The organism is Sporosarcina sp. P34, assembly GCF_002743375.1.
In the GTDB taxonomy this organism is placed as follows: Bacteria; Bacillota; Bacilli; order Bacillales_A; family Planococcaceae; genus Sporosarcina.
Genome location: NZ_PDZC01000001.1, coordinates 528387 through 545000 on the forward strand (window position 1 = coordinate 528387; position 16614 = coordinate 545000).

At 39.4% G+C, this 16614-nt stretch carries 22 protein-coding genes; 14 read left to right on the top strand and 8 right to left on the bottom strand.

All coding sequences use genetic code 11. The annotated features are described in order from the left end of the window. Positions 1–18: 18 nt before the first annotated feature. The 3 genes from CSV63_RS02670 (at position 19) to CSV63_RS02680 (ending at position 3447) form a co-directional block, all read left to right on the top strand. On the top strand, positions 19–501 hold the full coding sequence (locus tag CSV63_RS02670; RefSeq protein WP_099694423.1) for a DUF456 domain-containing protein: 483 nt from the start codon (positions 19–21) through the stop codon (positions 499–501). 87 nt (positions 502–588) lie between these two features. Then, a complete protein-coding gene (locus tag CSV63_RS02675) occupies positions 589–1197 on the top strand; it encodes a superoxide dismutase (protein ID WP_099637280.1) in 609 nt (202 codons plus the stop codon). Between the two features lie 99 nt (positions 1198–1296). Beyond that, positions 1297–3447, top strand: a complete 2151-nt coding sequence (locus tag CSV63_RS02680) for a peptidoglycan D,D-transpeptidase FtsI family protein (RefSeq protein ID WP_233191930.1) — start codon at positions 1297–1299, stop codon at positions 3445–3447. A gap of 53 nt (positions 3448–3500) precedes the next feature. Here CSV63_RS02680 and CSV63_RS02685 read toward each other — a convergent pair whose 3' ends face one another. Together CSV63_RS02685 and CSV63_RS02690 are read right to left on the bottom strand one after the other, a co-directional pair. Then, entirely contained in the window at positions 3501–3950 is a 450-nt protein-coding gene (locus CSV63_RS02685; protein ID WP_099694424.1) for a hypothetical protein, read from the bottom strand. Then, on the bottom strand, positions 3947–4306 hold the full coding sequence (locus CSV63_RS02690; protein ID WP_099694425.1) for a hypothetical protein: 360 nt from the start codon (positions 4304–4306) through the stop codon (positions 3947–3949). The genes CSV63_RS02685 and CSV63_RS02690 overlap by 4 nt, the downstream gene beginning before the upstream one ends. A 173-nt stretch (positions 4307–4479) precedes the next feature. Between CSV63_RS02690 and rpmG the strand changes: the two genes are divergently transcribed. From rpmG to CSV63_RS02715, 5 genes are all read left to right on the top strand, one after another. Next, on the top strand, positions 4480–4629 hold the full coding sequence (gene rpmG / locus CSV63_RS02695) for a 50S ribosomal protein L33 (protein ID WP_029054517.1): 150 nt from the start codon (positions 4480–4482) through the stop codon (positions 4627–4629). A gap of 55 nt (positions 4630–4684) precedes the next feature. Continuing rightward, positions 4685–5269, top strand: coding sequence for a 5-formyltetrahydrofolate cyclo-ligase (locus CSV63_RS02700; protein WP_099694426.1), 585 nt, complete (start codon positions 4685–4687; stop codon positions 5267–5269). Next, positions 5262–5447, top strand: coding sequence for a YqgQ family protein (locus tag CSV63_RS02705; protein WP_099694427.1), 186 nt, complete (start codon positions 5262–5264; stop codon positions 5445–5447). Before CSV63_RS02700 ends, CSV63_RS02705 begins: the two co-directional genes overlap by 8 nt. A gap of 125 nt (positions 5448–5572) precedes the next feature. Beyond that, positions 5573–7474, top strand: coding sequence for an LTA synthase family protein (locus CSV63_RS02710; protein WP_099694428.1), 1902 nt, complete (start codon positions 5573–5575; stop codon positions 7472–7474). A 68-nt stretch (positions 7475–7542) separates the two neighbouring features. After that, on the top strand, positions 7543–8562 hold the full coding sequence (locus CSV63_RS02715; RefSeq protein ID WP_099694429.1) for a YqgU-like beta propeller domain-containing protein: 1020 nt from the start codon (positions 7543–7545) through the stop codon (positions 8560–8562). 135 nt (positions 8563–8697) lie between these two features. Here CSV63_RS02715 and CSV63_RS02720 read toward each other — a convergent pair whose 3' ends face one another. Further along, complete coding sequence (locus CSV63_RS02720) at positions 8698–8880, bottom strand: DUF2759 family protein (protein ID WP_029054522.1); 183 nt, start codon at positions 8878–8880, stop codon at positions 8698–8700. A 158-nt stretch (positions 8881–9038) separates the two neighbouring features. Between CSV63_RS02720 and CSV63_RS02725 the strand changes: the two genes are divergently transcribed. Further along, positions 9039–9674 (top strand): MBL fold metallo-hydrolase, encoded by a 636-nt coding sequence (locus CSV63_RS02725; RefSeq protein ID WP_099694430.1) that lies wholly within the window; start codon positions 9039–9041, stop codon positions 9672–9674. A gap of 61 nt (positions 9675–9735) precedes the next feature. On the opposite strand, the gene CSV63_RS02730 is transcribed toward CSV63_RS02725, so the two are convergent. Then, positions 9736–9978 (bottom strand): DUF2626 domain-containing protein, encoded by a 243-nt coding sequence (locus CSV63_RS02730; RefSeq protein WP_099694431.1) that lies wholly within the window; start codon positions 9976–9978, stop codon positions 9736–9738. A 344-nt stretch (positions 9979–10322) separates the two neighbouring features. Between CSV63_RS02730 and comGA the strand changes: the two genes are divergently transcribed. The 3 genes from comGA to CSV63_RS16985 are packed head-to-tail and all read left to right on the top strand — an operon-like array spanning position 10323 to position 12482. Then, positions 10323–11327, top strand: coding sequence for a competence type IV pilus ATPase ComGA (comGA, locus tag CSV63_RS02735; RefSeq protein WP_099694432.1), 1005 nt, complete (start codon positions 10323–10325; stop codon positions 11325–11327). Next, positions 11314–12366: a competence type IV pilus assembly protein ComGB gene (comGB, locus tag CSV63_RS02740; protein ID WP_158233892.1), complete on the top strand. Its 1053-nt coding sequence runs from the start codon at positions 11314–11316 to the stop codon at positions 12364–12366. The genes comGA and comGB overlap by 14 nt, the downstream gene beginning before the upstream one ends. A gap of 11 nt (positions 12367–12377) precedes the next feature. After that, complete coding sequence (locus tag CSV63_RS16985; RefSeq protein WP_099694434.1) at positions 12378–12482, top strand: prepilin-type N-terminal cleavage/methylation domain-containing protein; 105 nt, start codon at positions 12378–12380, stop codon at positions 12480–12482. A 49-nt stretch (positions 12483–12531) separates the two neighbouring features. Here the strand turns inward: CSV63_RS16985 and CSV63_RS02750 are convergent, their stop codons facing one another. The 4 genes from CSV63_RS02750 to CSV63_RS02765 form a co-directional block, all read right to left on the bottom strand. Then, the gene (locus tag CSV63_RS02750; RefSeq protein WP_099694435.1) at positions 12532–13686 is read right to left on the bottom strand and encodes a tyrosine-type recombinase/integrase; all 1155 of its coding nucleotides are present in this window, start codon (positions 13684–13686) and stop codon (positions 12532–12534) included. 27 nt (positions 13687–13713) lie between these two features. After that, positions 13714–14217, bottom strand: coding sequence for an ImmA/IrrE family metallo-endopeptidase (locus CSV63_RS02755; protein WP_099694436.1), 504 nt, complete (start codon positions 14215–14217; stop codon positions 13714–13716). Positions 14218–14288: 71 nt separating this feature from the next. Continuing rightward, complete coding sequence (locus CSV63_RS02760; RefSeq protein ID WP_099694437.1) at positions 14289–15263, bottom strand: hypothetical protein; 975 nt, start codon at positions 15261–15263, stop codon at positions 14289–14291. A 103-nt stretch (positions 15264–15366) separates the two neighbouring features. Further along, positions 15367–15717 carry a helix-turn-helix domain-containing protein gene (locus tag CSV63_RS02765; protein ID WP_099694438.1) on the bottom strand — a complete coding sequence of 117 codons (351 nt, stop codon included), beginning with the start codon at positions 15715–15717 and terminating at the stop codon, positions 15367–15369. A gap of 153 nt (positions 15718–15870) precedes the next feature. On the opposite strand from CSV63_RS02765, the gene CSV63_RS02770 reads away from it, so the two are divergent. Both CSV63_RS02770 and CSV63_RS02775 read left to right on the top strand, forming a co-directional pair. Continuing rightward, on the top strand, positions 15871–16107 hold the full coding sequence (locus tag CSV63_RS02770; RefSeq protein WP_099694439.1) for a helix-turn-helix transcriptional regulator: 237 nt from the start codon (positions 15871–15873) through the stop codon (positions 16105–16107). 147 nt (positions 16108–16254) lie between these two features. Further along, positions 16255–16545: a helix-turn-helix domain-containing protein gene (locus CSV63_RS02775; RefSeq protein WP_099694440.1), complete on the top strand. Its 291-nt coding sequence runs from the start codon at positions 16255–16257 to the stop codon at positions 16543–16545. The last annotated feature ends 69 nt before the right edge of the window (positions 16546–16614 follow it).

Sequence of the window (16614 nt, forward strand, 5' to 3'; positions counted from 1 at the left end):
ATTAAAGGAGTGACGACTATGTTATGGATCGGTTGGACATTGGCAATTATCATGTTTGCGATCGCGTTTGTCGGATTGATCTATCCTGTCATTCCATCTGTTGTGTTTTTATTGGTAGGCTTCCTGCTTTATGGCGCAATCGTTTCATTTGAAGAGTTAACGTGGTTGTTTTGGGTAATCCAAGTCTTATTCGTATTGCTATTGTTTGGCGCAGATACGATCGCAAATCTCGTCGGTGTCAAACGTTTTGGCGGTAGCAAGGCAGGAATGTGGGGAAGTACGATTGGACTGCTTATTGGTCCATTCGTCATTCCGGTCGTGGGTATTTTAGCTGGACCATTTCTTGGCGCAATCCTTGCAGAACTACTTTTTACTCGTTCTGGGATCAAACAAGCTTTTCGCACAGGAATCGGCTCTGTTGTTGGTTTTCTGACATCAGTTGCTGTAAAAGGTACTATTATGGTAGTGATGATTGTCATATTCCTATTATTTCTCCGTTAACAGTCCATTTTCTTTGAATGCTGACTCATATTTTGATAATGTGAAGTGGTAGGGCAAAACAGAGATATTTTAGAGGAGGAATGGAAAATGGCTTATACATTACCAGAACTACCATACGCATATGATGCGTTGGAGCCACACATCGACAAAGAAACGATGAACATCCATCACACGAAACACCACAACACGTATGTAACGAACGTGAATAACGCACTAGAAGGTCACGATGAACTTCTTAACATGCCTATTGACGAATTAGTTGCAAACTTGGACAAAGTTCCAGAGGACAAGCGTACAGCAGTCCGTAATAACGGTGGCGGGCACTCTAACCACTCATTGTTCTGGACAATCCTTTCACCAAACGGTGGCGGCAACCCAACTGGGGAAGTTGCAGAAGCAATCGACAAAAAGTTCGGTAGCTTTGATGCTTTCAAAGAAGAGTTCGCTAAAGCTGCAACAACTCGCTTCGGTTCAGGTTGGGCTTGGCTTGTTGTAAACAACGGTGAAATTGAAGTCACATCAACTCCTAACCAAGACTCACCTTATATGGATGGTAAAACACCATTGCTAGGTTTGGACGTTTGGGAGCATGCGTACTACTTAAACTACCAAAACCGTCGTCCTGACTACATTTCAGCATTCTGGAACGTAGTAAACTGGGATGAAGTTGAAAAGCGTTACCAAGACAATAAGTAATTGAAACCTGACACACATCTAGTTCGTCTAGATGTGTGTTCTTTATTGTTTTCATGCTATAATTCTTATACATAAACTTCCTGAGAAAGGAGATTCCTGTTGAAGAGAAACCAAAAAAAGACGGAGCCGCCCAAAACGAGTCAACGTCAACATATTGCATTTCGAATGAATTTTTTATTTGTAGCGATTTTTGTCCTTTTCTCCTTACTCATATTCCGTTTAGGTTATATGCAAATCGTCAAAGGGGAGGATTATGCACGCAGTCTTGAACGAACGGAGGAAATTGCGGTCAACACGAGCACCCCGCGTGGAAGAATTTTCGACCGTACCGGGAAAGTACTCGTCGACAATGAGGCGAAAAATGCCATCACGTATACGAAAACATCCTCCACGACAACAAAAGAAATGCTTGCGCTTGCTAGAAAAATTGCGAAGTTGATTGATCAAGATACAAAGCGCGTGACAATAGGCGATAAACGAGATTTCTGGATTTTATTGAATCCTGTAAAAGCAGCTGATAAAGTACCTAAGAAAGAACAAACCGAGCTCAGTAAAGACGACAATAAATCTCAGAAAGATATTCAACGAGAGATTAACCAGCTGACGCGCGACCGGATCACGGACGAAGAGCTAGCTACATTAACAGCGGAAGATTTAGAAGTGCTCGCAATTTATCGAGAAATGATGGCAGGTTACTCCTACTCCCCACAGATCATCAAAAGCGATGGCGTTACCGATAAAGAACTTGCTGTGGTTTCTGAAAGATTGGATCAACTGCCGGGCGTCAATACGACTACGGACTGGGATCGAGTTAAGAAATCTGATAGTGCAATTCTAGGATCTACGACGAGTCCGATAGAAGGAATTCCTCGTTCTCATGTAAATTATTTCCTAGCGCGAGATTATTCGCGAAATGATCGCGTCGGACGAAGTTATTTGGAATTGTATTACGAAGACTTACTGAAAGGTCAAAAGACGATTGTGAAAAATATCAAAGACCGCACAGGAAAAGTCGTTGAAACGAAAACGGTGAAAGAAGGAAAGCCTGGTAAAGATCTGATCTTGACTACAGATACTAATTTGCAGAAGGCGCTTGAAGATGTCGTGTCCAATAAATTATTGCGTTTAAAACAAGGTCCGAATACAAGTGCGTTGGAATCAGCATTTCTTGTTATGCTGGATCCGAATAACGGAGAAATTCTCTCGCTTGTTGGTAAGAAAGTAGCAAAGGATGACTCGACGGGACGATGGGCAATACAAGATTACACATTTGGTACGTTTACTTCAGCGTATGAAGTGGGATCCACAGTGAAATTGGCGACCATGCTTACAGGCTATAATGAAGGAGCCGCAAGAATCGGTGAAGTGAAAATTGACCAACCGATCAATATTGGTGGCAGATACAAACGGTCCTTATTTAATCCGAATGGTCGAGTGGCTTTAAACGATATTTCTGCTATCGGTCGTTCTTCCAACGTGTATATGTTCCGTATTGCGATGGGGTTAGGAAACGCAACATACCGACCGGGTCAAGGATTACCAATCGACAAAAAAGCGTTTGATACATTCCGTGAAAACTTTGCGGCATTTGGTTTAGGTGTAAAAACAGGCATTGATTTACCTGGCGAATATACAGGTGTTACGGGTACGGAAACGATTCCCGGGAAACTCCTAGACTTTTCAATTGGCCAGTTTGATACGTATACTCCTCTGCAAATGGCGCAGTATGTGGCAACCATTGCAGCTGATGGAAATCGAATAGCGCCAAAGATTTTGAAAGAAATTCGTGAACCTTCTCCAGATGGGGAAGTACTTGGAGAATTAGTTGAAGAAACACCCATAAAAGTGTTGAATCATCTGAAAAACTCACAAGCGGAAATCGATCAAGTGAAGAAAGGTATGCACTATGTATACTATGGCGCGAATGGTACTGCATCTGGTTTACTAGCGGGCGCACCCTATACAGGAGCCGGAAAGACGGGTACCGCTGAATCATTCTATTACACGGGTAATAAATCCAATCCTGTAATTCCAACAATTAACTTGTCTCATGTAGGATATGCCCCTGCTGATCGACCTGAAGTTGCGTATTCAGTAATCATTCCCTATATTTCAACGAATACGAAACGCTATCCATCTGCCACGGCAAGTGAAATAGCCAAAGAAGCACTCGATGTATACTTTGAACAAAAAAGACAGAGAAGTTTACAGGCTGACAACGCGTCTCCGAATGTGAAGATACAGAAGTAACAAGGATTGATCCATACAAAAACGACGAAAACCAAATGGTTTTCGTCGTTTTATTATAAGTGTAAAAAGATTTTGGCAATCTCAGGAAAGCGCATATCAGAGCGTAATTCATATGTACCGGTTTTAATTTTTCGTGTGTAATCATTTTCAATGATATATAGTTCAAATTCTTCGGCGTTTTTTATTAATTTTTCGTTTTGTAATTCACGTGATAACTCGGCAGGTGTAATGCCTGCTTTAACCGTGAAACTCTTCGTGACAATTTCTTCCGCTTCACTTTCCTCTGGAATCGTATCCTGTTCAGATTCTGGTTGACGGATAGCATCTTTCCGGGACACTGTCTGTGCAATCGCCAGTTCTTTTTTTAGGATGGCTATCTCTTCTTTTGTATCCGCTAATTGCTTCTGCAACGAACCTTCGGATGTTTGTTGTTGTACGAAATACAGAATGCCACCAGCTAGTAAACAACCAATACCTACAGCACGCAAGATTTCCTTGATCATGACAACCGCACTCCTTTGGAATGTAGCACGTCCGTTACTTCCTTTTCACTTAGTGAAGCGCGTTTTGCGATCTCGGGGACCGTGTAGCCTTGTTTGTGAAGAGAGATAATTTGATTGACTATAATAGCGTGTATCGTTTTTTGGGGTGCTGGTGCAATGGGATCGGAAGTCGGGGATGCAACCATCAATTCCTCTTCAAGCAACCGCACTCTCTTTTTTAGATTACTCATCTCCTGATGAAGGCTAATCGAAACCATTTCCAATTCCTCATCCATCGCACGAGTCTTATTTCCGATAAAAAACGATAGGATAACAGCCAATACACCAATACTGAGTAATATTAAGGGGATATCCATATTGTTTCCCTCCCGCATAACTAGAATTTTCTTCATAATACCATAAGCACATGATGAATGATATTTGATTTTTTTTGCTGTACATTGATTGAATCTATGGTATAATATATTAGTCGTATAAATCATGCTCATGTTTTACTTATATCTATAGCTATTGAGTGGGAGGGACAGTAATGCGCGTAAACGTAACACTCGCTTGTACAGAATGTGCAGAGCGTAATTATATTACTAAGAAAAACAAGCGTAATAATCCAGAACGTATTGAAATGATGAAATATTGCTCACGTGAAAAAAAGCAAACTTTGCACCGTGAAACGAAATAATCATTAAAACCAAAACCTGCTTCGGTTTTGGTTTTTTCTTACGGGAGGTAGAACAGTGGAAAAGCAGCATCTTCGAAAACAGGTTATACAGCAATTACATCAATTAACTCCATCTGATCACGAACAAAAATCAGCTAGTATAGTAGAAAAAGTTCTTGCTTCGGATGAATTTAAGTATGCAGAGACAATCGGAATCACATTATCTAGATTTCCGGAAGTGGACACGCGTCGTTTGATAGAAATCGCTTGGCAAGCCGGGAAGCGAGTTGCGATTCCCCGATGTATCTCCTCAACGAGGGAAATGGATTTTCGTTTAATTGATTCATTTGATCAAACAGAAGTAGTCTATATGGATTTGAAAGAACCGAAAATAGATATGACAGAGTCTATAAAACCTGAAGAAATAGACTTACAAATCGTACCCGGTGTCGTGTATTCAGAGACTGGTTACCGGATTGGATTCGGTGGCGGTTACTACGATCGCTATTTGATAATTTTTCCATTTGAAACGATATCACTGGCATTTGACTGTCAAATCCGCCATAATATAATTAAGGAACCGCATGACGTTCCGGTGTCCTATATTTACACAGACACACATATTATAGATTGTCAGAAAGCACGTGACGCGAATGAATGAATTTTATGATGTGATGAAATTGCTTAAACGGTATGGTGTAATCATCTATACAGGAAATAAAAGACAGGACAGCATCGTCATGGAGTCCGAAGTCAAAGAACTGTATGATCATCAATTTATTGATCAACAAACATATATGCAAGCATTGCTTGTTTTGCGAAGAGAACAAACCAGCTAACAACTAGCTGATATCATACAAACTACTCATTCCTCGTCTTATGTGAAACTTTTCACGCAGTCAAACGTATATATATACGCTGACAATAAAAACAATATCTAAACGAAACGAAAGGAAGAGATGGAATGAGAAAATTTTCATGGCCTAAGCATTCCGTACTCATTATCGCTGTAATCGCAACTTGGTTGACTACCTACATCGGGTATTACACCAGTTTCAATATGAAGATCGATAATGCTATGCAACAATTTATCTTACTAATTAATCCCCTAGCATTTCTATTGTTTATTTATGGGGTGGCTTTATTTATTAAAAAAACAAAAACACGTAATCGATATATAGTAGCGGTCAGTTTCATTACTTCTTTTATCATGTTTGCCAATGCTGTGTTCTATCGTTTCTTTACAGACTTTATTACACTGCCTTTATTGTTCCAAACAAGTAACTTTGCAGATTTAAGTTCTTCAATTACCGAGAACTTGCGTTTCCTTGATCTATTCTTTTTCTCGGATGTTTTGATTATTTTAGTAGCTATTCGCTTCTTCAAACAAGGTCCAGAACGAGTTCAAGAATCAAGCAGTAAAATGGGACGGAAAGTGTACTTTGCCGCCGCTGCTACGTTGATGATGTTCAATTTGGCGCTTGCCGAAACACAGCGACCACAGTTGTTGACAAGAAGTTTTGACCGCGAATTACTCGTTAAAAACCTTGGTACGTATAACTACCATTTATATGATTTATTCGTTCAATCTAAATCTCATGCACAGCGTACATTTGCTGATGGTACAGAGTTGACAGAAATTGAGAACTACGTCAAAGCCAACCATGCGCAACCAGATCCGAAAATGTTTGGTACTGCAAAAGGCAAGAACGTAATTATCGTTTCACTTGAATCCTTACAAAACTTTGTTATTAACAATGATATGGATGGACATGAAATTACTCCATTTTTAAATGGATTAACAAACGATAAAGATACATTCTACTTTGATAACTTTTATCAACAAACTGGGTTAGGGAAAACATCCGATTCTGAGTTTATCGTAGAGAACTCATTATATGGACGTAACGGTAGTGCAGTATTCTTTACGCATAGTGGTAACACATACAACTCGCTTTCTGAACGTCTAGGCGAGAATGGTTATGCTACAAGTGTCATGCACGCAAACAGTAAGAGTTTCTGGAACCGTGATATTATGTATAAAGCACTTAACGTACAGAAGTTTTACGATGTGGATAGTTACACAATTGGTGAGGATGAAGCAGTCAACTGGGGAATGAAAGATATTCCGTTTTTCCACCAGTCAGTTAACTTGATGAAAGATATCAAGCAACCATTTGCTACTCGAATGATTACACTAACAAACCATCATCCATTTGATTTGGATGAGCAGGATAAATTAATTCCTGAATACACATCAAATTCCAACACGTTGAATAAGTATTTCCAAACAGTTCGATATATGGACGAAGCGGTTAAGGAGTTCTTTGATGACTTGAAGGAAAGCGGTTTGTATGAAAACTCGATCATCGTCATGTACGGAGATCACTATGGTATTTCTGAAAATCACAATAAAGCAATGGGTATGTATATGGATAAAGAAATTACACCATTCGATAATGCAGAACTTCAAAAGGTTCCATTATTCATTCATATACCAGGTTCTGGTGAAGGTAAGAAAATGCATGAGCTTGGCGGACAGGTAGATATCCGACCTACTATTCTTCACCTACTGGGAATTGATACGAAAGCAGATATGCAATTCGGTTCCGATTTATTTTCACCAGATCATGAACCGTTTGTCATTTTCCGTGACGGCCGACTTGTCACAGACAAAAATATTTACGCTCAGGAAGTTTGCTATGACATCGAAACAGGAGAACCCGCAATAGATGAAGCACAATGTGAGCCGTATATTGAGCGTGCGAATACTGAATTGAATTATTCGGATGCTCTCATCAACGGTGACTTGCTTCGCTTTAAAGAAAGACCAGACGGCAGTCCTGAAATGAAAGAAAGTAAATAAATTGATGAGCTGCGCGGCTGCCTATGCCGTGCAGCTTTTTTTTAACCAACTGAAAAGGAAGTGAACAAGTGAAAAGAATTCTTATCTCAATAGTGTGTGCATTGTTTTTAATGTCATGTACGCGATCTGAAGATGTTGAAAAAGAAGAACAACTAGTAGAAAATGAAGCCGAGCCAGTAGAAAAACTTACAGCTTCACAAGAGGATATTCGTTTTGTGGCAGGCTGGTTGAACGAAATGGCGATTTTGTTCGTCAATCAAAAAGACGCTGAAGATCGTCTACTGTCGTTTGATTGGAAGACGGGAGATATACATACTTTATTTACGACGACTGCAACGATCTCAGAAGTGCAAGTACATCCTACCGCTTCGCAACTGCTAGTCAAAACAGCGGACGACTCAACAGAAGCTGTCATACATATACTCGATCATGCGGGTACTAAATTAAATGAAGTGTCGGTAGAATCTTCAGAACTTGAAATTCAATGGAACGAATCCGATGCTTCACAATTACTGATTACCGCTTTCTCTGATGATTGGAGTTACGAAATCATGCGCTATGACGCGAATGACGATACATTGGTAGCGGTAGAACTACCTGATCCGTTTCCTCGTTGGCTAGGTGCAGAAGAGTTGGTGTACATGGAAGACGTAGTTGTAATAAAACAAGCGCTGTCTACGGGGGAAGAGACTATACTCGCGAATAACGCCAACCAATTCCATACCTCTTCAGACCAAGTATTGATTGAATCATTTGAAGATAAGCACATACGATACACTGTAATAGATGCTAACGGGAAAGAGAAACATTTATGGTTTTCCGAAGATGATTCATTCGTGATGGATCACGCTGCATTTTCAGATGATACTACATTGATGATGACTGTTACCAATCAAACCGAGATGAGGCCAACTAGTTTTCTAGTGAAGATACAGGACGGTAAAGAAGTAAAGCGCCAAGAGCTAGAGGCAGGCGGCTCCTTAGTTTGCAAAGACAACAAGTGTCTCATTGGATATAGTTTGGATACGTGGATGGATATAGAGACCGGTGAGACGGTAAAGTGGCTAGATATCAAGCCGCAAGAATAAATGTGAGAGTTACTATTTTACGTGGGGAATGAAATATAAGCTAGAATGCGTTTCGCCGAAGCATCAATACTTCCTATTAACGAATCAAAAAAATAAGGACATCCCCAATGAAAGGGTGTCCTTATTTTTTGGAACTTATTTGTGGAGTTGTGGCGGGTATCCAGAATATATAACAGTAGCGATCGTAAATCCTCCGATAACTACAACCGTTACCACATTGAATACTATACTTAACAGATTCCGCTCTTTAAAAGCTTGGACCGTTCCAAAGACTGCTAAAATTGCAATCAATCCAAAAATGATGACTAATAAATTCATTGAGTAGACACTCCTTTCAACATTGAAAAAATGAATGCCATAAAGCGATATTCCTCCTCTATTGTACTGTTAATGAATCGTTTTGTCGAGATTAAATAATGACGATTATTTGAAGTTTGTGTCCATATTCATTAATATTAGACTAAGAGGTGAGGTAAATGAGGATACATATACGTCCATTAGGTCCAATTCAGACGAATTGTTACATATTGGAAGACGAAGAGAAAAATTGTTTACTATTCGATCCAGGTGAAGATGGAGAGGCATTACTATCGGAATTACGAAAGTTATCTTTGAAGCCAGTTGCCATTTTGCTGACGCATGCACACTTTGACCATATCGGAGCGGTGGAAAAAATTCGAACTGCTTTTGATATTCCCGTGTATTTGCATGTGGCGGAAAAGAAATGGCTAGGGAGTCCTGAGTTAAACGGTTCGGCTAAATACCCCGTATTACCTGACGTGGTTTGTCATCCTGCTGACGTACTACTTCATGATGAAAAGCATTTGGAAGTGGGCCCGTTTAAGATGGAGCTACGTCATGTGCCTGGACACTCGCCTGGAAGCGTTTGTTATATCTTTGAAGATGAAGGGTTCGCAATCGTAGGCGATACATTGTTCCAAGGAAGCGTAGGCCGTACCGACTTGCCTGGTGGCGATACGGAGACATTGCTCAAAGCGATTCACGAAAATTTATTGTCACTGGACGATGAGATGTTGGTCTATCCAGGACATGGACCTGCGACAACCATCGGAATTGAAAAAGACCAAAACCCATACTTACACGGATTTTGATCAAAATAAAGCAAACAAAAAACAGCTTTCCACTGGGGAAGCTGTTTTTTGTATGTACGGATTAGTGTCCTCCGCCAGGTACGTGAATGAAAATAGAATAGTAACTAAAACCAACCATGAAGATCATCAGGTATGCTCCGAATAGGTAAATATACATACGCTCTGAAAGCTTCAAGTATCCTAGTAGAACAAAGAAGATTGTGCCTGCTACCATAAGTAAAGCAGCCGGAACCATATTTCCTACAAAGAACATTACCGCAAAAATACCTGACCAGAATCCTAAAAGTTTAAACATATTATCCATCTAAGAATCCCTCCTTCACAACATTACAATAAGCTCTTATCCATTATAATAGAACGTCAGCCCAAAAGTAAACTCCAATCAATTTCACATTGTGTCAAAAGAGTGTACTTGTCCGAACAGATTAAGATAGTAGCTGATTATAGTATAACAGAACCTATGATGAAAATAATGTGAAAATTGATTTTTGATAGCGAATTGACGTAAAGAAATGAATTATGACCCCATATAGACTACGAAAAATGAATTAACATAAATGTCATGCGTTTTCAAACAATTTAATTTCCATATATACTTCTTTCTAAGATAAAAAGTGGTCTTTTGTCGAATGGAGAAAGGAGAGAACTATGGAAACTGAAAAGAACATTATAGAAAAAACGTGTTTGGAGTTGCTTGAGAAAGCAATTCATTCAGAAGCGACAGATATTCATTTCGTGCCGACGATAGAAGGATATGACGTGACAATTCGCAAGCACTCGTATTTTTCAAAAATCGGGCAGTATCCTCATACATTAGGCGGACGGTTAATTTCATTCTATAAATTTTTATCTTCTTTAGATATCAGTGAACAACGTCGTCCGCAAAGTGGTTCCTTTCACCGGTCTATCTTAGACTGCAACTTCTCTTTTCGCGTCTCGACCATTCCATCTATTCAATTGAGGGAAAGTGTCGCGATCCGTATTCAGAAACACGATAAAATCGTTCCGCTCAACCAGCTATGTCTCAATCCAGAATGGACACAACAGTTGGCTGAAGCTGCCGCTTATAAACAAGGACTGTTTCTTGTCACCGGACCAACTGGTTCTGGTAAAACGACTACATTATACTCCTTAACTTCCCATTGCGTTTCCGAACTTAAGCGTCATGTCATTTCACTCGAAGATCCTGTAGAGAATAATCACAGTCATCTGCTACAAATTCAAGTGAATGAACGTTCTGGTATTTCCTATTCTGCTGGGTTAAAAGCGATTTTGCGTCATTCACCCGATGTCATCATGATTGGCGAAATACGTGATGCAGAGACAGCTAAAATCGCAGTTGAAGCGGCGTTGACGGGACACTTAGTTCTTAGCACCATCCATGCGAAAGATCCGGTAGGTTGCTTATATCGCTTAGTAGACCTTGGAATTCATGTGGAAGAACTCAGACAGACCATCATTGCAATATCCGCTCAGCGACTGATTATACAACAGTCTGGAGAAGCGGCAGCAGTTTTTGAAATATTGCAAGAGTCAGATCTGCAATTGGCTACGGAATCAATGGTGAAAGGTCTACGGTTTACGACTCCTATTAATAAGAAAATTGAAGTACAACAAGCGTTGTATGAAAAGGTGCTGTATGAAACGGATTAGATTATTTAGTCCATCTTCCAATAAAAAATTAACAAAGCCGGCGGAGTTTCTAGTACGACTGTCAGTGTTATTACAAGAAGGATATACCTTTCATGAAGGACTCATCCTGATATTGCCTTATCACACGAAAGAGTATGAGGAAAAACTTCTGCAAGTAGAAGAAGAGTTGAAGATGGGATATGGTGTTTCGCATATTCTGAAGAGTTTAGGTTTTGGTAAAAGTATCATGTTGCCGATCGTTATTGCAGAAGTGGACGGCAACTTGATCCGCGCGTTGAAAGAAGTGGCGGATCGTGTCAATAGAAAAACGGAGAAGCAGAAACAAGTTCGTAAACTGTTGGCGTATCCAAGTGTTCTGTTTTCTTTCTTATTAATTTTATTAGTCGCGTTTCGGCAATTTTTCTTACCGAATTTTGAAGCATTGACTGTCATGCGGGCGAATGACAGTGGAGGATTCGTTCAATTACTACCGAAACTCGTTTCATCGATACCAGACCTTTTGCTAGTTATGGCTATTCTATTTGCTGTCGGTTTTCTTGTAGTTCGCTTGTGGTTAAGAAGATTGTCTCCATATGAAGTTTTGCACTATATAGTAAGAATTCCTCAAATCAGAACATTTTATTGTGAAATGAAAACTAGGGATTTCGCCAGTGAGCTTGGGAGCTTATTACAATCTGGACTTTCTATGCAAAGCGCATTAGCTGTTCTAGTGGAGCAGACAGAGGACCTTATATTATCCGTTATCACGAAAGAACTAAGTGAACACGTCATTTATGGGGAATCTTTACATGAAGCTATACGTTTAACAGAAGGACTCTCACCACGTCTAGCGGATTTTGCGAAACACGGAGCCGATACTGGATACTTACCGAAAGAACTTATGCTGTATAGCGAACATACGAGTGAACAGTTGGAGGAGAAGATTACACAGTGGATAACGATTTTACAGCCCGCCTTATTTGGAATTCTGGCGGTTTGTATTTTATTATCCTATTTATCTATTTTATTACCTGTTTATAAGATGATCGACACTATCTAAAAGGAGGAATAATGTTGCGGAAGAATGAGAAAGGTTTTACGTTAATTGAAATGATGATCATCTTAAACGTTGGGGAGTGGGAAGAGCGCAACTACAGCGCTCGCAAGGGTTTATAGGAGACTTGGCAAGTCGAAAAACCACAGAAAAACCACATTTATTTTGATTTTAGATAAATTGGCGGAAATACTCATTAATTTTGTCGTCACTTTGCTTCTGCATTTTTTTCGTGACATGCGTGTAAATGTCGAGAGTGATATTTATGTTCGAGTGTCCGACACGTTCCATGATGACAGGCAAGTCCACGCCGGCTTCGACAAGCATGGTGATATGTGTGTGCCGCAAGATATGGGTGCCGCTAACGTCTTCAATTCCATACGCCTTATATATTTTGTTGAAAACCGCAGCGATTGTGACAGCACGGACAGGCTGCTGACTCCTACCTGTAAAGACTAGATTGCACCACTCGGATTTCGGATCCCGTAAACCGATCAGCTTTTCTTTATTATATTGGACTTTCATTCTTTTTAATTCTTCAGCCAGATCCTGGTTAAACGAAACTGTTCGATTGGAGTCTTCTGTTTTCGGAGGTACCAATTCAAACCCACCTTCATCAGAAGCCTTTTCAAACAACGTTTTGCTGACCACCAGCCTATGCTTTTCCAAGTCGATATCATCCCAGGTAAGCGCTAATACCTCTCCGACACGCAAGCCGGTAGAAAGCATGGTGAGTGCTAAGGGATAAGCGTTTCTTCTACCAGAAGATTTTACACCGGATAAAAAGCTTTGGATCTCATCTTTTTCAAGATACTTTTTCTTGGAGTTAACAAGTTGTTGTGATTTCTTGTTAGCTTTCGGAATTACAGTATCTTTCACTATGTTCTTTTCGACATAATCATTTTTAAAAGCAAATTCAAACAATAAGTTCAATGCGGTGCGAGTAGAGGCAATATGATGTTTCGAAATATCTGTATCGCGTCTTTCAACTAAGAATTTCTGTATGTCGTTTATTTGTAACTTGCTGATCAAGTGGTTGCCATGCTTATCAATAAAGGGACGCATTGCCACCATTCTAGCTTTTACTGATGAAGCTTTAACCGTTTCTCTGTATACATTTAACCAGTCGTCATAAACTTCCTGGACGAGTCTTTTTTGTGGTTGTCTCTGTTTAGATAATTCTTCTGCAGCTACCTGGGCTCTTTGTAATGCTTCCTTCTTTGTGTCGCCACGGCGTGTTACTTGTCGCCTCTGACCAGTTAGGGGATTAGGTGTAGCGTCAGTGGTGCATGACCATTTTCCGTTGTTTAATTTACGACAGTACATAAGTATCTCTCCTCTCGATTAAAGTTGCTATTTATATATTTCGGTTGATGAAGCGTAGATCATTTTATGCACATCCTTTCTGTGGTACATTTCTAATCTTTTAACAGCAAGGCTATATTCAACGTTAAATGTTTCCGAAATTAATCTGATAGCTTCAAATTGATCATACGGTAAATGAATTTTTCGCAACATAAATGTCGGCACGCAAAAATGATACATAAAATTGTCGGCCTGCCATTCCTGTAACTCACGAAAGGGGACAGGCATATGCCCTTGATGTCCAGAGTGACGCAATACATGGCACAGTTCATGACCGAAGTCTTGCCAGCGTTGTCGACTATCTAGATTTCTATCAATAAAAATATAATAACGGTCTTGCCAATAAAAAGCTTCACTCGTATTACTAGTTAGATAAACGCCTACATTTAATTGATCTGCGATGACATACTTATTTAATTGCTCCGGTTGCTCTATGGATAGCTCTTTATAGAGTTGCTGGATATAGTCTTCTAAATGAGTGTTTTGATACATAAAATAACCACCTATCAAACATATGTTCTTTTTGTTGGTGAAAGAAAAGCCCTAGATAGGGCTGTTATATATTATCTTTTTATTTTATAGCCTCCTAAAATTTTAGGAGTTGCCAATTCCTTTCCGTAACTATCGACAAAGTAGGTATGCACAACACCGTCAGTTTTTCCGGCACCTATTACATATTTCTCAATCGTGCCTCCTACCTGTTCTACAAATCTCTCTTTTTCATGGTCAGCTGAAATGTACCAAGTGTCGCTTACAACAACTTTCACTATACTCCAATCTTCTTCTGCGGGATAAATTTTAGTGATTATGCCCCCGCTTAATTCAATAAGTTCTAATATAGAGTTTTCAAAATCGGTAGTCTTTTTTTCTTCTACCACAGATGGGGAAGGGTAAGGAATGTTTACGGGTTCAAAATCAGCGTTTTTTCCGTCTATGCTATTAAAAAACTCTAAATCCCCAGTAATTTTTTCGCCCTTATTTCCATAAGTATTCTTGATTTCTTCTGGTTGCGGGTGCTGTTTATCATCAAAATTAAAGAATGCACTCACCATATATTCGCCAGGCATACGGTCTTCTGGTATTTTCATAGTCTTGCTGATTTCACCATTTTCCACAGTTGCATAGTCTTCTATGGTTTTTAATTCGTTGTCCAATATAGACAACTTGATTAGACCGCCGTCGGGTATATTAGTCTTCACGTTGACATCGATTACCCCTTGGCTAGCTGATGCTTTAATTTTTCCGCTAACATCCAGCACATTAACTTCAGTTTTCTTTTCTTTCTTCACATCAATATTCTCGGTTTGGCTGTTTGAATCATTCTTAGTTTGGGAATCAACAACTACTTTTTCTTTCTCTGCAACAATATCATCTTCGGTTTCAGGAAGTAGAGATCCGACGATAGCTACCAAAACAAATCCAATTCCGGTAATAATCGCTGCTTTCTTTTTAGGTTTCTTTTTAATGAAAGCCCAAATCAACATTACTGTCCCAACCATGAAAACAAGCCCGACTACAAATACTAAAAAATCAACCACGGTATCCCTCCTAAATAATTTGTCTCACATACACTACTTAGTGAGATATAACTATACTCACTGTAAAAATATACACGGCTAATTACACCGTGTATTGCAAAGTTTATTTATTTTTACTATCACTTTTGATTATATCCCACATTTGTCGTAGCTTGCGAAGGTCTTCTTCGTCGTTGTCTGGGAGCTGTCTATACCAGCGCTCCATATCCGGATCGTTGGCGAAGGCTTGGAATTCATCATCCTCTGTCAATGTAGGATTATCAGACGTACCTAAAAGATAATCCGTGGTTATTTGTAGTGCATTGGATAACAGTATCAACATATCATTTGATGGCGTGCTATGTCCGTTCTCGTAGTTACTAATTGTACTTTTTGTTGTGTTTACTTTTAAAGCTAACTCATCTTGTGTTAGCTTTCTGTTTTTTCGTGATTCTTTTAATCTTTGAGATAGCATTCGATCACCTCTAAATCTAATAGGTACAAGTATATTGTACATGATATGAATAAAGATTAATTAAAAGTACAAGATAATTGTATTTAATTGTTGACGTACAAGAATCTTGTATGTATACTAAGGGTACAAGTTATTCATACAGGAGGTGAGGTCATGAAAAACTTAAATTTAATAAACTCTCGAAAAGAAAAAGGACTATCCCAAGAAACTCTTGCTAGAATGCTTGGCTATAAAGGTAAGCAATCAGTTGCTAACTGGGAAAATGGTCATATCTCTCCACCTTTAGAAACTGCACTTAAAATAGCGAGAATACTAGAACAAGATATGTTCTTTTTATTCGGTAGTTTAGTACAAGATTCTCATACCTTGAACAAAGAAAAAGTAATTTAGTAATACGTTGCTCACACCCAACAAACTGCATTCGAATAGCCACCTGCGCCATGAATCAATTAGGAGAGCGACAATCAGATTTAATGAGCAGTGATTCAATTTCAGTTTGATGGGTGTGAGAAAAGAAGTCGGATAGGAGGGAGAAAGATGTCTGAAGTAATTGTGACAAATGCAACAGAATTAAACGAGCTTATCAATGCAGCAGTAAATCGGGCGGTTGGTGAAGCTTTACGCGAACGCCAACTACCAATCTTACTATCATTGCAAGAGGCTGCAGACTTGCTGGGTGTGAGTTACACAACAGTGCACCGTGCAGCAAAAATTCAAGGCTTTCCAGTCACTCATGATTTTGGTCACGCCAAGATTGTAACGGATCAACTGCTGCAATGGATTAAGAACCGGAGTAATTACGATTTGGTTTACAACTTCGGTAGTTAGGTTTTTGGAAATCTTCTATAGAGGAGGCGGGGAGAGTGTTGAAACATTACATCACTAAATATGAAGAGT

Excerpts from the sequence above, each read along its gene's own strand:
- CSV63_RS02670 (WP_099694423.1), top strand. The coding sequence starts at position 19 with ATGTTATGGATCGGTTGGACATTGGCAATTATCATGTTTGCGATCGCG.
- CSV63_RS02675 (WP_099637280.1), top strand. The coding sequence starts at position 589 with ATGGCTTATACATTACCAGAACTACCATACGCATATGATGCGTTGGAG.
- CSV63_RS02685 (WP_099694424.1), bottom strand. The coding sequence starts at position 3,950 with ATGATCAAGGAAATCTTGCGTGCTGTAGGTATTGGTTGTTTACTAGCT.
- CSV63_RS02690 (WP_099694425.1), bottom strand. The coding sequence starts at position 4,306 with ATGGATATCCCCTTAATATTACTCAGTATTGGTGTATTGGCTGTTATC.
- rpmG (WP_029054517.1), top strand. The coding sequence starts at position 4,480 with ATGCGCGTAAACGTAACACTCGCTTGTACAGAATGTGCAGAGCGTAAT.
- CSV63_RS02705 (WP_099694427.1), top strand. The coding sequence starts at position 5,262 with ATGAATGAATTTTATGATGTGATGAAATTGCTTAAACGGTATGGTGTA.
- CSV63_RS02710 (WP_099694428.1), top strand. The coding sequence starts at position 5,573 with ATGAGAAAATTTTCATGGCCTAAGCATTCCGTACTCATTATCGCTGTA.
- CSV63_RS02720 (WP_029054522.1), bottom strand. The coding sequence starts at position 8,880 with ATGAATTTATTAGTCATCATTTTTGGATTGATTGCAATTTTAGCAGTC.
- CSV63_RS02725 (WP_099694430.1), top strand. The coding sequence starts at position 9,039 with ATGAGGATACATATACGTCCATTAGGTCCAATTCAGACGAATTGTTAC.
- CSV63_RS02730 (WP_099694431.1), bottom strand. The coding sequence starts at position 9,978 with ATGGATAATATGTTTAAACTTTTAGGATTCTGGTCAGGTATTTTTGCG.
- comGA (WP_099694432.1), top strand. The coding sequence starts at position 10,323 with ATGGAAACTGAAAAGAACATTATAGAAAAAACGTGTTTGGAGTTGCTT.
- comGB (WP_158233892.1), top strand. The coding sequence starts at position 11,314 with ATGAAACGGATTAGATTATTTAGTCCATCTTCCAATAAAAAATTAACA.
- CSV63_RS16985 (WP_099694434.1), top strand. The coding sequence starts at position 12,378 with ATGTTGCGGAAGAATGAGAAAGGTTTTACGTTAATTGAAATGATGATC.
- CSV63_RS02750 (WP_099694435.1), bottom strand. The coding sequence starts at position 13,686 with ATGTACTGTCGTAAATTAAACAACGGAAAATGGTCATGCACCACTGAC.
- CSV63_RS02755 (WP_099694436.1), bottom strand. The coding sequence starts at position 14,217 with ATGTATCAAAACACTCATTTAGAAGACTATATCCAGCAACTCTATAAA.
- CSV63_RS02765 (WP_099694438.1), bottom strand. The coding sequence starts at position 15,717 with ATGCTATCTCAAAGATTAAAAGAATCACGAAAAAACAGAAAGCTAACA.
- CSV63_RS02770 (WP_099694439.1), top strand. The coding sequence starts at position 15,871 with ATGAAAAACTTAAATTTAATAAACTCTCGAAAAGAAAAAGGACTATCC.
- CSV63_RS02775 (WP_099694440.1), top strand. The coding sequence starts at position 16,255 with ATGTCTGAAGTAATTGTGACAAATGCAACAGAATTAAACGAGCTTATC.